At 38.7% G+C, this 15,425-nt stretch carries 12 protein-coding genes; 8 read left to right on the top strand and 4 right to left on the bottom strand.

Annotated features, from left to right (window positions below):
• Positions 1 to 197: 197 nt before the first annotated feature.
• The 7 genes from CEF19_RS07805 (at position 198) to CEF19_RS07775 (ending at position 9,695) form a co-directional block, all read left to right on the top strand.
• On the top strand, positions 198 to 1,166 hold the full coding sequence (locus CEF19_RS07805; protein WP_100405580.1) for an ABC transporter permease: 969 nt from the start codon (positions 198 to 200) through the stop codon (positions 1,164 to 1,166).
• 106 nt (positions 1,167 to 1,272) lie between these two features.
• Positions 1,273 to 2,172 (top strand): carbohydrate ABC transporter permease, encoded by a 900-nt coding sequence (locus tag CEF19_RS07800; RefSeq protein WP_100405579.1) that lies wholly within the window; start codon positions 1,273 to 1,275, stop codon positions 2,170 to 2,172.
• A 31-nt stretch (positions 2,173 to 2,203) separates the two neighbouring features.
• On the top strand, positions 2,204 to 3,826 hold the full coding sequence (locus CEF19_RS07795) for an extracellular solute-binding protein (RefSeq protein WP_227521948.1): 1,623 nt from the start codon (positions 2,204 to 2,206) through the stop codon (positions 3,824 to 3,826).
• Between the two features lie 59 nt (positions 3,827 to 3,885).
• Positions 3,886 to 4,968 (top strand): glycoside hydrolase family 88/105 protein, encoded by a 1,083-nt coding sequence (locus tag CEF19_RS07790; protein WP_100405577.1) that lies wholly within the window; start codon positions 3,886 to 3,888, stop codon positions 4,966 to 4,968.
• A 170-nt stretch (positions 4,969 to 5,138) separates the two neighbouring features.
• Positions 5,139 to 6,089: a glycoside hydrolase family 43 protein gene (locus tag CEF19_RS07785; protein ID WP_100405576.1), complete on the top strand. Its 951-nt coding sequence runs from the start codon at positions 5,139 to 5,141 to the stop codon at positions 6,087 to 6,089.
• Positions 6,086 to 6,970, top strand: coding sequence for a family 43 glycosylhydrolase (locus CEF19_RS07780; protein WP_100405575.1), 885 nt, complete (start codon positions 6,086 to 6,088; stop codon positions 6,968 to 6,970). The genes CEF19_RS07785 and CEF19_RS07780 overlap by 4 nt, the downstream gene beginning before the upstream one ends.
• Before the next feature lie 466 nt (positions 6,971 to 7,436).
• Positions 7,437 to 9,695, top strand: a complete 2,259-nt coding sequence (locus CEF19_RS07775) for an AraC family transcriptional regulator (RefSeq protein ID WP_100405574.1) — start codon at positions 7,437 to 7,439, stop codon at positions 9,693 to 9,695.
• 448 nt (positions 9,696 to 10,143) lie between these two features.
• Here the strand turns inward: CEF19_RS07775 and CEF19_RS07770 are convergent, their stop codons facing one another.
• On the bottom strand, positions 10,144 to 10,320 hold the full coding sequence (locus tag CEF19_RS07770) for an aspartyl-phosphate phosphatase Spo0E family protein (protein ID WP_227521947.1): 177 nt from the start codon (positions 10,318 to 10,320) through the stop codon (positions 10,144 to 10,146).
• A gap of 463 nt (positions 10,321 to 10,783) precedes the next feature.
• Positions 10,784 to 11,191 carry a GNAT family N-acetyltransferase gene (locus CEF19_RS07765; protein ID WP_100405573.1) on the bottom strand — a complete coding sequence of 136 codons (408 nt, stop codon included), beginning with the start codon at positions 11,189 to 11,191 and terminating at the stop codon, positions 10,784 to 10,786.
• Positions 11,192 to 11,435: 244 nt separating this feature from the next.
• On the opposite strand from CEF19_RS07765, the gene CEF19_RS07760 reads away from it, so the two are divergent.
• Positions 11,436 to 11,933 (top strand): GNAT family N-acetyltransferase, encoded by a 498-nt coding sequence (locus CEF19_RS07760; RefSeq protein WP_100405572.1) that lies wholly within the window; start codon positions 11,436 to 11,438, stop codon positions 11,931 to 11,933.
• A gap of 167 nt (positions 11,934 to 12,100) precedes the next feature.
• Here the strand turns inward: CEF19_RS07760 and CEF19_RS07755 are convergent, their stop codons facing one another.
• Entirely contained in the window at positions 12,101 to 13,366 is a 1,266-nt protein-coding gene (locus CEF19_RS07755; RefSeq protein WP_100405571.1) for an L-lactate MFS transporter, read from the bottom strand.
• Positions 13,367 to 13,499: 133 nt separating this feature from the next.
• Positions 13,500 to 15,215 carry an acetate--CoA ligase gene (acsA, locus tag CEF19_RS07750; protein ID WP_100405570.1) on the bottom strand — a complete coding sequence of 572 codons (1,716 nt, stop codon included), beginning with the start codon at positions 15,213 to 15,215 and terminating at the stop codon, positions 13,500 to 13,502.
• Positions 15,216 to 15,425: the final 210 nt, after the last annotated feature.

The raw sequence follows: 15,425 nt of genomic DNA, 5'->3' as shown, positions 1-15,425 counted from the left end.
GCTCAATTAGGTATTAATTTTGATTATTGCCTTCAAAAATGCGCATTTTAGCAAGTGTTCATCAATTGTAACAATAGATAATCAATATTCACGATTTACTCTGATGTGTGGCTGAACTAACATTATGATTAACCTCACCAGCCAAGAACGGCAGCGTTGAGGAATGAAAGAAAAATATAAATGGGAGGTGAGAATTTTTGAAAACAAAGGTTGAAATAAATCAAAGAAATGAAAACGCTTTAATTCGTTTGGAACATAAGAAAAAGAGCATTTTCTACTATCTTAGTCGAGATTGGCAGCTCTACTTCCTATTATTGATTCCAATATCGTTTGCATTCGTTTTTAAATATTTACCATTGTCAGGTCTCCTCATTGCTTTTAAAGATTACAATATCATTAAAGGCTTTTGGGCCAGTGAGTGGGTTGGATTCGATGTATTTAAGAAATTATTTGCTCGGCCTGACTTCGGAAAAGCCGTTCGCAATACGCTGTTGCTAAATATAACGGATCTTATCCTTAGTTTCACGTTACCGATTATGCTTGCCCTGTTAATTAACGAAATAAAAGGAAATATCTTCAAACGAGTAAACCAAACGATCCTTTATTTGCCGCATTTTCTTTCCTGGGTTATTATTGGAGCGCTGGCATATCAATTGCTTGGTCTGGGAAGTGGAATGGTGAATAATTTCATCGCGCAACTTGGAGGTAACCGCATTCCGTTTCTTCAGAGTGACCTCCATTGGTTATTCAGTTATCTCGCGATTGGCGTCTGGCAAAGCATGGGATGGGGTACGATTATTTACCTAGCTGCTATGAGTGGCGTGAACCCTGAATTATATGAAGCTGCAACGGTTGACGGTGCAGGAAGATGGCGTAAGATGTGGCACGTAACACTACCATGCATTCGACCGACGATCGTAGTCTTGTTGATTTTGAGTTTAGGTCATGTCATGGGTGGATCATTTGAACGAGTGTATGCATTGCAAAACATGGCAACCACTGAATTTACGACGACAATCCCAATATTAGTATTCCGATGGGGGATTGAAAATGGTGATTTTAGTCGTGCTACTGCTCTCGGGCTGTTTCAAGCAATTATCGGACTTGTTCTCGTGTTACTTGCAGATCGCATTGCAAAAAAGCTGGGCGAAGACGGGATTCTATAATAGTAGAATGGTAGAAAATGAATCGTTCTATGACCTATTAACAGATACTTGATACTGTTTACCTCTTGTCTACAAACATGCTGAATAAGAAGGAAGGAGGTAAAAAATGAAACTATCCGATCGTAGCACTTACGTGAATCAGCCTAGACGCATTGATATATGGGATATAGGAATTCGTTTAATACTCATCGTTTTATCATTGACGTGTTTATTGCCTTTTGTTCACGTTATCGCTAAATCGTTAAGTAATGATGCCTATGTTATTGCAAATAAGGTATATCTTTGGCCAAGAGAACTTAATTTTGATGCCTATGCTCAAATATTATCCGATAAAAGTATCCTGCAATCCCTTTATGTGAGCGTTCTCATTACGGTGTTGTTCACGTTTATAGGAATGATTATTACCATTTGCGCTGCTTACCCTCTTTCTCGAAAGCAACTAAAAGGGCGTACATTTATAACGGCGATGTTTATGGTCACGTTGTACTTTACCGGTGGTATTATTCCCGACTACTTACTTGTAAACAAACTGGGAATGCTCGACACCATCTGGTCTCTCGTACTTCCAGGTGCATTTAGTGCTTTCAATCTACTAATATTAAGGAGTTCGATTACGAGCACAGTTCCTGTTAGTTTGGAGGAGTCAGCTAGGATGGATGGAGCAAGTCACTTCCGAATTTTATGGAATATCGTCCTTCCGCTTAGTAAACCGATACTTGCGACGTTGTCCCTCTTCTACGCAGTTGGTCGATGGAATGGTTATCAAGATGCTCTATTTTATATTCGGTATGAAACTGCATTACGACCATTGCAACTAAAGTTGTATTATCTTGTTGTTCAAGCGAGTGAAAGTTTTCAAACTGAGATTACGTTTGTTCAAACAAGTAGCCCTGAAGTACTTAAAGCTGCCGTTGTGGTCTTTGCAACGCTTCCTATCATTTGTGTATATCCGTTTGTTCAGAAGTATTTTGTTCGTGGTGTTATGCTGGGTTCTGTTAAAGAATAGCAATATATTATAAATAATGGAGGTTATTCATGTGAAAAGAAAATTCTTTCAAGTAGTATTTGCTGCATTTACAATTGGTAGTATTTTAGCGGCTTGTTCAGATAACACAGCCAATAATAATGAGGAAAGTTCACCAACTTCAAATGAAACAGAAAATGTACCTAATGAAGGTGACATGATCTTTCCAGAAACAGTAAATCTTGATATCCCGGTGTATGACCGAGCTTTTGAAGGCTGGGATGTAGCAGATAATTACTATACACGTTGGGTCCAAGAAGATTTTGGTGACCAATATAACATCGATGTGAATTTTGTTCCAATTTCCCGTTCCAATGAAGTGACAGATTTTCAACAGCTGCTTGCTTCTGGAAACGCGCCAGATATAATCTACCATTATGATATGCCACAAGCATTGTCCTATTATGGTTCTGGTGTTTTACAGCCATTAGATTTAGATGAGATTGCCCAATATGCTCCGACATACTGGGAGAAATTAAGTGACACTATTGACCAATATAGTGTAGTTGATGGACAAAATACCTTCTTTTTCGCTGAGCGACCAGACTTCGCTAACTATGTTTCGATTATTCGAAAAGATTGGGTCGAACAGGTTGGAATGAAAGTAGAAGATTTGACGTCTCTCGAGAAAATGAATGAAATGGCTCAAAAATGGAAGGAGGCAGGGCTTGGTACATTAGGAGGTAGTTTGACAGCAAATGTTTACAATTATAACTATGCTTTCCGTGACTGGCCTATCGATCCAGAATACCGTGCACTATATTCGGATCTAAGGGTTGCTGATTTGACGACTGATGAAACAGAGGCTTGGCTTCGCAATTTGAGTTATCAATATCACAATGGATTAATTGATCAAGAATTCTATTTGCGTGATGATGTTAAAGCTGAATTTGTTGCAGGTAGAACAGGAACGTATGGAGAATACATTTCTAGCAATACCGATTTGTTCGAAGCTGTATTAAAAAATAACCCTGAAGCTGAGTTTGCCGTGACTCCTCCATATGCAGGCACACCAGAAGGAAATATACCACAAGGACGTGCTGATTTCCCATTCGGATTAATTATGGGGATTAACGAGGCTGCGACGGATGAGGAACGAATTGCTGTATGGATGTATCTTGAGTGGATGAGTCAGCCAGAAAACCTATTCAAATTGCAGAATGGTATTGAAGGCGAGAACTATACGCTCGATTCGGAAGGTCTACCAATTAGTAACACTGAATATAATGGCGAAGCAAAGCTATCTATGAATAATAACAAAGACTACTGGGCACTTGTGACGGAAGCTCCTGATTTCGGTTCGGAAGAATTGACTCGTAAAGCGATGGAAAATTTCTGGTCTCCTCCTGGTTACGAGTATATTGTGGATGATATGTTCAAATATCAAGAAGAGACAAAAGAATATGCTACACCAGATGCGTTGTTCACCACTGTTATTGAGAGCCAAAGAGAATATCAGGCGGATTTGAACGCACTATTCCAAGAACTCTACTTGAAGGTTGTACTTGGTCCAGAAGAAAAGTTTGATGAGGAATATGAAAAAGCTAAGCAACAATACTTAAATACTGGTTATCAAGAAATTCTAGATGAAAAACAGGCAGCAATTGATGCGGGTCAGTACAATTACATTGAATAAATAATAACCAACCAGTAGAGCCCTTACTATCCAAGTAAGGGCTTTCTAAAGGAGGAAGTATGAAACTAACTATTGATAATACTCCAGATGAGTTAAAGCAAGTTGTAGATCGTGTGGTGAACTATACGTTAGATATGGATTTGACGTGGGAATGGCCAGGTGGTGTTGCCTTTTATGGCGTTAGCCGTGCTTTTGATGTAACGGGAGAAACGAGTTATTTAGAGCGAATGGCAGATTGGGTAGATGAGTACATTAAGCTTGGACTCCCTGCTTGGACCGTTAATACATGTTCAATGGGACACATTCTTCTTACCCTTTATGAGAAAACAAAGGAACAGAAATATCTTGATATTATTTTAAGTAAAATTGACTATTTGGAACATAAAGCGTTACGGTTTGGGGACCGAGTTCTTCAACATACAGTTTCACTCAATAATGATTTTGCAGAGCAATGCTGGGCTGATACGCTTTTCATGGCTGCATATTTCCAACTTCGTGTTGGGGTGTTACTAGAAAAAAGGCATCTAATTGATGATGCGTTACACCAGTTTGTATGGCATATTGAATATTTACAGGATGAAGATTCCGCACTTTGGTACCATGGTTATAACAACATTAAGAAGAATCATATGTCAGGGATTCATTGGGCTCGTGCCAATGCTTGGGCGGCGTACACGATGTCACGGGTAGGTAGAGTGTTACCTGAAGCCTATTTATATCCACCTTTTATGCATATTATTTGCTCCCTGCGTGATCAATTAGCTGCTATCAAAAAGGTACAAAAAGAGGATGGGCTTTGGGGGACTATCTTGGATTATCCGGATGCATACGGGGAAGTATCAGCAACGTCTGGAATCGCCACAGCAATGGTGATGCAAAGAAATCCACTACATGCAAAATACGTTCAGAAAGCACTCGATGGTGTCTTAGATAATATTGCGGATAATGGCCGGGTCCTGAATGTTTCAGGTGGTACTGCTGTTATGAAGGACATGAAGGGGTATCTTGAGATAGATCGTAAGTGGGCTCAAGGCTGGGGACAAGGATTAACGTTAGCATTTCTATCATCGGTAATCGAGCTGATCGAATGGCATGAAGCTAATCCAAATGTTCAACATAATTTTGAAGAAAGTGACATGTAAGAAACAGAAAGCGATTATAATTTAATAATGGAAGGGATTTCAATGGAAGCTTATCTATTTGTTCATTTTAAAGAAAAGACAACTCCTGATGGGGATGAGTTTCCAAGCCATCATTGACGATATTTAGATGCAAGGTTTCAAATAAATGATCCAATACAGAGGGGGCAGCTATGAATAAAAAAGAAGAGTATGCAGGTTATTTATTTACTTATTTCAAAGGAGAAGCAGAGGATATCGTGAATGGAGAACAAGTCTATTTTGCTTTAAGTAAAGGCAATGACCCGTTGCATTGGCAAGAATTAAACGGAGGAAAGCCCATCCTTACGTCTGAATTAGGAGAAAAAGGAGTACGTGATCCATTTATGATCCGCTCTCCACTCAATGGTAAGGTATATTTACTAGGAACCGATTTAAAAATACAAGGAAACGGGAATTGGGAACGAGCTGTGGCAGAAGGTAGTAAGGCAATCATGATTTGGGAGTCTAGCGACTTCGTCCATTGGTCAAAGCAAAGAATGGTTGAACTTGCACCACCTGATGCTGGTTGCACATGGGCTCCTGAAGCGACTTTTGATGCTGAGAATGAGGAGTTTATTGTCTATTGGGCATCCATGCTAGAAGAAAGCTCAAAGGAAAATGATAAAAGTCGCTACCACCAAATGCTCTATTCTAAAACAAAGGACTTTGTCGAATTCTCAGAGCCAAGGCCATTTATCGATTATGGATACTCAGTCATTGATGCGACAATGATGGTAGAAAAAAATAAATTCTATCGCTTTGCCAAAGGAAAGCATGTCTTTCAAGAATCAAATGAATCCTTGTTACAAACAAATTATATTACGTTAAATCGAAATATTGAAGAAGCGTTTATGGTTCGCGGAGAAGGTCCAATTATTTTTAAATCCAACATTGAAGAAAAGTGGTATTTGTACATTGATGAATACGGATTAAGGGGCTATCTTCCTCTTGAAACGACAAATTTAGATTCAGGAGAATGGACGGAGCCTGATCACTATTCTCTTCCTTTTAAGCCGCGTCATGGGTCGATTATCCCGATAACACTATCCGAATATGATAGATTACTTAGTGCATACGGAACGAAAGAAGGTGAAAACGTATGACACAAGAGCCGATTTTACAAGGTGAGTGGGCGGATCCCTTTATTTTAAAAGATGGTGAGGATTATTACCTGTACCCAACTAAAGATAGTGATGGATGGGTATATGAGAAGTTCCATGTCTTTCACAGCAAAGATTTAATCCATTGGGAAGGACCTTTCTTAGCGCTTGATTTAAACGACGTTTCGTGGGCAGATTCTAGAGCATGGGCCCCAGGTGTTAATAAATTTAATGGAAAATACTATATGTATTTTTCAGCGGAAGCTCAAATAGGAGTGGCTGTAGCGGATTCACCATTAGGACCTTTTCGAGATTTGTTAGGACAACCATTAATCAGAAAAGAAGAATATGACTGTCAAACCATTGATGCGGATTTATTTATCGATGATGACAATCAACCCTATCTGCTTTGGGGACAAGGGAAATGTTGGATTGTCCCATTAGAAGAGGATATGGTAACGTTCAAAGCGAAGCCGATTGATTTGTCTCGACAACTTTACGCACACCATGGGAAAGACTTGAGTGAGTTTAACATTTCTATCTATAATGAGGGACCGCATTTGCAAAAAATAGATGGAGACTATGTCTTGACTTGGAGTAATTATGATACGCGTGATCCAAGGTACCAGATCTGTTTTGCTAAAAGTAAGCATGTCTTTGGCCCATATGAGATGCCTGAGAACAACCGAGTTACTCAGGAATCCAAACGTTTTTTTGGAACGGGGCATGCTTCGATGACGGAATATCAAGGAAAATGGTACTTAGTATATCATCGATTAATCAATCCAAATAGTAGTCTATTACGAGAAACGTGTATTAGCAAGATAGATTTTATAGATGGAAGACTTATTGTGGATGTTGATAAGCAAATAACCATTTATTAGTAAGTATGATATAATAGTAAAAAAATATTCAGCAATTATGTTATTAGAAGCTATTCGTTTGATTGATAAGAGGGCATTAAAAAGGTGTCCTCTTATCAACCAAAATATGCGAGACTCCTTTCGCTCTATAGGGAAGTGTAGCGAACAGTGTTAAGAGGAAGTAGATTTTGTTGTTCATTAATCGTAATCAAAGTAATTTGTCTTCTCTCCTATTTCAACAGTTGGTGAAATAACGTTGCAACGTTTACCGAGCTTATTAAGTCACTCCTGTGAAAGCGCTTTAATATAATTCGATTAGCTAGTGTCATTATTATTTCTGTAATCTTCTATAATTCCTTTTTAAAAGTAGTGAAAAAGCAAATTATTAGCGACAATTCATAGTATGGAACTTAATAAGACTAACCCGTTGTTGGAGAGAAGTAGCATAAATGAGAGTGTTTTAATCATTTGGGGAGGGAGGCCAAATATGAAACGAGTTCCAATGATGTTGCAATTAACGGTCATTCTTTTCTGCATTATGGCTGTTCCAATCGCCCTTATAAGTTGGTACAGTGGTAAACATATTTTGCTAAATTCAGAACAGGCCATCGCTGAATCTTCTTTAGCTGAATTAAACGCTAATCGTATGCTAACCGAGAAAGCATTGAATAACTTATCCCAGAACACAGTGGCTCTTGTTGGTACGAACACTTTAGACCGCATTCACTCTTACAAGAATTATAAAGAAATAAATTCAAATTACTTTTATGTGTTCGAAGTACGATCCGTTTTAAGGGAACTTATGCAGCTAAAGCGAAGAGAGAATGGAGTTTATTCTTCCTTTTTACATCTAAGTGGTTCTGACTATGTCATTTCAACGGATAGAGGAGTTACGACTTTAGGAAGATATGAGTCTATCGACTGGATGCAAAAAGCACTTGAAAAGCGAAGGGGGATGAAGGGTGTATGGTATTCACGCAAGCTTGATTCAGGAGTTAACGTCTTATCCTATGTATTCCCTCTTCATCAACTTTCAACTCAGACACACGGGGTTCTTGTTGTCAATTTTTCAGAAAGCGAATTTGATAACTATTTTGGGGCATCGGAGACCGGGAAACAAGAATATTTAATCATGGATTCAAAAGGAATGATTATTTCTCACAGTGATAAAAGGTATCTTCAAGAGGATGGTAGAAAGACTCCCGTTATTCATGAAATTTTAGAGCAAGATTCGAGGGAAGGGTACATCTTTCGGGAACTAGAAGGAGAACGAATGTTATATACATGGTCACGTTCTCAGAAGCTTGGATGGGTAAACGTTGGGGTTTACTCAGTCAATGAACTGATGATGACTACACATACCTTGCAACAAAATATCATTTTACTTACCATCATAATTATTTTGGTCGGAGTTGTATTGACGTTTTTTCTAGCGACCTGGTTGTCCAAGCCAGTGAGGAAGTTGGTGCGAAATTTGAGCTCAAGGACTAATTTGGGGGCAAAAGGAAGGAATGAGCTTGCTTTTCTCGATGAGGCATTTAGGACGATGCAGGAAAAGGAAGAAGAGCTTCATGAGATGCTGAATATTCGCGAACGCGACTCCCATAATCTAGCTATTCATCAATTATTGCGAGGGGAGTTGTCTCCTCAAGTAGTTGAACTTTTTTCGAGCCCTCATTTTTTAGTTGCTGTCATCTCGATCGACCAATATAGTGAATATGTTAGAAAATACAATTCAGAAGCTAGAAGTTACCATCGATACCTTTTCATCTCAACCTGTGATTATTTGTTTTCAGAAGATCTGATAGCACGGTGCGTTTATCAAGGAAATGGTTGCTTTATCATTGTCATCAATTATGAACAACTTGAACAGGAAACTGATTCGCTCATTCATGAGTCACTTATAAAAATAAAGGATAAAGCGGAAGAGGTTTTGAATCATTCTGTAACGATCGGGGTCAGTAGTCCTACTGCAGATATGGATTTGGTGTCAGCTCGCTTCGGGGAAGCAATGGAGGTTATTAAGCACCGGATGGTCAAGGGTAGTGGTGGCATTACCTACTGGAAAGAGAAAAAGGCCAATGAACAAAAATACATCTATCCTGTCAATAGTGAAAGACGTATTCTCAATTTTATGGATAACGGTGATCTCGACAGCATTATTAAAGAGTTGAAGGTGATTGGCGATGAAATTCGTTCTGCTGAGTACATTTCCTATGATAATATTTTATTCATTTATCATCAGTTAGTCGGTATTTGTATTAAGCATCTTAGAGAGAATAATGTTAGCACCGCGAGAATTTTTTCGGGGAGAGGGAATATTTATACGAATCTCGCTTCAATCGAAACATTGGATGAGCTTGAACACTATCTCTGTGTTTTTTTTGGAGAAATTATGCAATACCTAATGCAACCAACATTCCAGAGTAACGATTACGGGGAACGTATTATTAGCTATTTGGATGAATATTATTGCGAGGAAATTGATTTTGAAGAAATGGCGGGGGAAATTGGAATCAGCTACTCCTATATGCGTAGGATTGTGTACGAGATGACCGGTCAAAGTTTAATTGATAACCTTAATCTTCGTAGAATAGAGAAAGCGAAAGAAATGCTTGTGGAATCAAATCTGACAATTACTAAGATTGCAACTGAGTTAGGTTACAATAATGCTCAAAGTTTCAACCGATTCTTTCGTAAATTTGAAGGAATGACTCCAAGTAACTTTAAGCAGGCAAAGTCATAAACTGGGTAGATTCGTTTAGAAATGCATAAGGATCTATCATTTTGGAAGAAGAAGTGGGTTTACCAAAAAGGAACCACTTCTCCTAGTTTTTTTAGATGTGCTGAAAACGACTACCGATTTTTTAAAAAAAGTGTTGAACAAATTCTAAAAATAAGTAGTTTTAACTTCTGATTCATACCACTCTCGCCTTATCTATTTTTGATTGCGTTGTTTAAAAATAACTCTGTATCGAATCTGTTAAGTTTTAAAGAAATAGCTGAAATATTTATATATGAGTGAACATGGATAGGAATTTAAAGAAGCGGATGGTTCTGGACTTTTTTTGAAAATGAGCAAGAACAAATTGTAGTAGAGACAAGACAATATACCAGAAATTATTTTATTTGGAGCGTTCCAGGACAGGACACTAAGGAAACACTCTTTAACTAAACGAGCACTCTCTGAGGGCTTATCCTTCTCCTGATTTGGTATCCATTGAAAAAGTATTCATTAATTTATCTAGTTTTACACTTAATTGAAGAGTAGATGGATGGGTAAAGCCAAATTCCATACCATGTGAGACCATATTTTGTCTAGTTAACTCTATCTCTTCTAAAAGACCGCAGTTCGAAACTGTGATTAACAATGGGCCACCACCTTTGATGAAATTTTGAAACGTTCTAGCTTTATTTTAAGGGGAAAGGGTAGCTTTCTGATATCACCAGCATCTCTCATTTTCCGTTCTCCCTATTATTTTTGAAATGAAAAATAATAGGAATCTAGTACTACTGATATACAGGACAAAGTAAATAATAGAAATCGGAAGTGGTGTAGTGCTGAATTAGAAAACATCACCCACAGATAATATAACTACTTTTCGATCTAAAGACGCAGGTTATTATTCCTGTGGATCGTTATTTCTCAACTTTGCAATATTAGACCCCTCAGGATACAGAAGTGAAGAAGTATTTATCTATCAAAGTTTGAGAGGAAGATTTTAAAATGAGCGAGAAATTATTGGGGGTTGGAACTACATACATTCCAGTAACTAATGTGGAAGCTTCGTCCAAACGAATAACAAAAAAAGTGACAAATGGCCACTTAGGGGTTTAGCGTTTTCTAGAAATTTTAAATCCATTATCTATTGGTTCAAAACCGATTTTAGGATAGTAGTCCATTGCACTCGGAGCTGACAAAAGTAATAAAGCAACTTCTTCACCAATATCTTTTTTTACTAATTTAATCAGTTCCTTACCAATTCCCTTATTTTGATATTCTTTCTTTACTGCCAAATCTGAGAGGTAGCAAGCGTAGGTGTAATCTGTAATAGCCCTAGCTATTCCAACTAATTTATCCCTATCCCAAGCTGTTATAATAATATCAGCATTATCTATCATTCTTTTTAGTCTATCTAAATCTTCAGCCGGTCTTTTAATACCTGATGACTTAAAAACATCAGAAAGTTCCTTCGCTTTAATTTTTATATCGCTACGATATGTTATTTGAGCAATCTCCATAAAGTTTCCCCCTTGGTGTTTTTCATAATTTTACCACTTGGATATAGTGTTGGCTATAACATAAACACGTGCTATTGATATTGATGATATCTTATTGAATACCGCGAGTGGAGTAGTTGGAATTTTGTTTTTTTATCATTTATAAAAGTTGATTTCAAAAAGCATTGTAACTTCGACTTGAAGCTGAGGTGTTCAAAAGTGTCTATGTTGAAATTTAGTTTAAAAATAATTGAGGTGATTAATTTTGATACATATTAGAAGTTTCGAACAAAGTGAAACCGATTTAGAATTTTTAATGGATATGATGTATGAATCTATTCATATTCCTGAAAATAAGCCAGCTAAAGAAGAACTGTTGAATTTCCCGAATATTAAAAAGTATAGTGAGGGATGGGGAAGAAAACATGATAGAGCCTTACTTGCTTTTAATGAGGATAAGCTTCCTGTTGGTGCAGCGTGGTATCGTCTTTTTACGGAAAATCAAAAAGGTTATGGATATGTAGATGAAAAAACTCCTGAACTAGGTATAGCAGTAACGAATGAAGCAAGAGGTAAGGGAATAGGCATCCTACTTATGGAAAGGCTATTTGAAACTGCTTGTAAGGATGGTTATACATCCCTTTCTTTAAGCGTTGACCCTAATAACATCCAAGCTGTACGACTTTATAAGAAACTTGGATTTAAACTATGTGGTTCATCAGGGACATCGTTGACAATGATATATAATGTATTTTCCACCTAGAAAATCTTCAACTAAATAATGCTTAAGTTGAAGAAAAAATCACTAAAAATGCTACCAATCGGGGTGCCAAAAGCATATGAAGAGATGGCATGGCTTCGTACCTTGCATTGTAAAAGGGGTTGTGTTATAAGGCTAAAACCGACCTTATGACACAACCCCATCTAGTTTTATGCAATTCCTTCTGTTTGTTTTTGTTGTTTTACTTTTTCGCTTTTTTTGATGTCTAGTCGAAGGAAAATCGAGACAAAGAAGGCGAAAATAATTAATGCTGTAAATACATAGAATACGGGAATGTAACTTTCAGTTCGTTCTCTAATTTGTGATACTAAGAGTGGACCTAAAATTCCGCCGAGTGACCAAGTCGTTAACAAAAATCCATGAATCGCACCAAGTTGCTTCGTTCCAAATAAGTCACCAATAAACGCTGGGAGGTTTGAGAAACCGCCACCGTAACAGCTGACAACCACTAAAATTAGCGCTTGAAATAACAAGACATTCGTTGTCACAGGAAGTGTCAAGAAAGCGATGATTTGCAGAACAAAGAATAGTAAGAATATAGCAGGGCGCCCGATATAGTCAGAGAGGGCAGCCCAACCAAGTCTACCACCTCCATTGAAAATCCCCATGATTCCGACCATTGTTGCTGCAGCCGCGGCCGATAAACCGACGACTTCTTGCGCCATCGGAGACGCAACAGAAATCATCATTATTCCTGCCGTTGTATTAATAAGCATCATCGTCCATAACATCCAAAACCGTCTTGTCCGCACTGCCTCTTTAGCAGTGAGTTGGGACAAATCTTTCTTGACGACTGTTTTCCCAGAGGCAATGTTCTTTTTCATTTCATCTGGCATCCACTCTTCAGGAGGTGGGGCAATATAAGAAGCACCTGCGATCATAACGAGAAAATAACTAATTCCTAAAATATAGAACGTTGTGGTAATGCCGATTGATTGCATCAGGCTTGCTGCAATCGGAGCGGTAATCAAGGCACCGGCACCAAAGCCCATGACCGCCATCCCGGTTGCTAAACCTCTACGGTCGGGGAACCATTTCACCAAAGTCGAAACGGGTGAGATGTAGCCAAGTCCCATACCTAGCCCACTGGCCACACCATATGTAAGAAGAAATAGGAGTTGGGAGTCTACGGCAATCGCCACACCAGACCCGGCTTGCCCTAGCCCAAATAGTAAAGCTGCTAGCATCGCTGATTTTCTTGGACCGTTGCGTTCAACAAATGAACCAAAGAAAGCAGCAGCTATTCCTGCGAGCGCCATCATAATCGTAAACGCTAACGTAATTTCTGTCGTTGACCAGCCCATCGTATCACGAATGGGATTAGTATAGACGCTGTACGCATAGGCCGCACCAATGGAGAGATGAATAGCAATAGCAGATAAGGCGATAAACCATCTGTTTTTCGTTGTTTTCATTTTATTTCCTCCTAAGGTTTTTGATAGTTTTTGCAACAGATCTAAAGCTCAGGTTGTGAAAGTATCATAATGAACACTCATAACTAGGAGGGGGAAACCTTCTAGTTATGAGTCATATTAAAACGAAGCCTACTTAATCTTCCATTGTTGATAAATCACCTGTTGGGAGATTAAGTTCCCATGCTTTTAACACCCTCCTCATAATCTTTCCACTTCTGGTTTTGGGTAATTTTTCTTTGAATTCAATTTCTCTTGGTGCCGCATGAGCAGCTAAGCCTTTTTTGATAAAGGTTCGAATGTCTTCTTGAAGTTCCGAGCTTTGTTCATATCCGTCTCTAAGTGAAATAAAGGCTTTGATAATTTCACCGCGAACAGGGTCGGGTTTTCCAATGACTCCGGCTTCTGCAACAGCAGGGTGTTCCAGAAGTTTGCTTTCAATCTCGAATGGGCCAACCCGTTCACCGGCTGTCATAATCACGTCATCGACGCGCCCTTGGAACCAGAAATACCCGTCATCGTCCATGTATGCTGAGTCTCCGGAAACATACCAATCGCCTGCAAGGAAATAGGACTCAAATTTTTCTGGGCGATTCCAGATGGCTCTCATCATCGACGGCCACCCTTTTTTGATGGCCAGATTGCCCATCCGATTTGGAGGAAGCTCATTTCCTTGATCATCAACAATTGCAGCTTTCACGCCGGGAATTGGTTTTCCCATGGATCCGGGTTTGATTTCCATGGAAGGATAATTACAAATGAGCTGAGCACCTGTTTCTGTCATCCACCACGTATCATGGATTCTTAAGTTCATCACCTGCATTCCCCACCGAATGACTTCGGGGTTTAAAGGCTCTCCTACACTTAAAACATGTCGTAAGGATGAAAGATCGTGCTTTTCAATCAGTTGATTACCAGCACCCATTAACATCCGGAAAGCGGTCGGAGCACTGTACCATACGGACACATTATACTGTTCGAGTGTTTGGTACCAATCATCAGGACTAAAGCGTCCTCCTCGGACAACGTTTGACGCACCGGCAAGCCATGGTGCAAAAATGCCATATGATGTGCCAGTGACCCAGCCTGGATCTGCGGTGCACCAGTAGACATCATCCTCTTTTAAATCGAGGACCCATTTAGCCGTTTGGTAATGTTGGATCATCGAATTGTGTACGTGTAAGACACCTTTGGGTTTTCCTGTTGAACCGGACGTGTAATGAAGAATCATTCCGTCTTCACGATCGACCCATTCAATTTCCAATTCACTACTTGCTAGTTCAAACTGACGATAGAAGTCAATGTACATACCATCTTCAACTACATCATTTCCGACAATCACAATCTTCTCAAGTTCTGGTAGTTCGTCAATGGGAACGCGTCCAACTAATTCCGGGGTTGTGACAAGCACTTTGGCGCTGCTGTCTTCAAGACGGTCCTTTACCGCGCCTTCCATAAATGCTTCAAATAATGGCCCAACAATTGCACCAAGCTTAAGTGCTCCTAGTAAGACAAAGTACAGTTCAGGAGAACGAGGCATAAAAATGAAAACCCGATCGCCTTTTTTTACACCACCCTTTTTTAAGACGTTTCCTGCTTTATTGGAGAAATTTTTCATTTCCTTAAATGTATATTTTTCTTTTCCGTTATGATCTGAATAATAAAGCGCAACGTTATTTCCTTTTTCTGAATTAGCATGACGGTCGATTGCTTCATGCGCCATATTAACAAGACCCGTTGTATGCCAAGAGAAGTCTTGTTCCACTTGTGACCATTGAAAAGAATTGTAGACGTCAGCATAGTTCTTTAAATTATGATTTTCATGTTTAATAGAAAGTGTTGGTGATATCATATTTTAGTGCCCTCCTTAATAGTGATTAGAATGTTTGTGGTTTTAAAGCGTTTACATTTCGTTGTATACTAAAATTAAATTGTTTCTTTAATTATGCAAAGTAATATATTAATAAATTAATAACTATCCAAACAATAAGAATCGTTTTTTTAATTGTATAAGAGGAGAACTATTTTGTGTCAATAATGTGACGAATGAGGATATTTTTAG

The sequence above is a fragment of the Bacillus solitudinis genome (assembly GCF_002797395.1).
GTDB classification, from domain to species: Bacteria; Bacillota; Bacilli; order Bacillales; family Bacillaceae_D; genus Halalkalibacter_A; species Halalkalibacter_A solitudinis.
The sequence above is the reverse complement of the archived record's forward strand: the minus strand, read 5'-3'. Positions and strand labels throughout refer to the sequence as shown.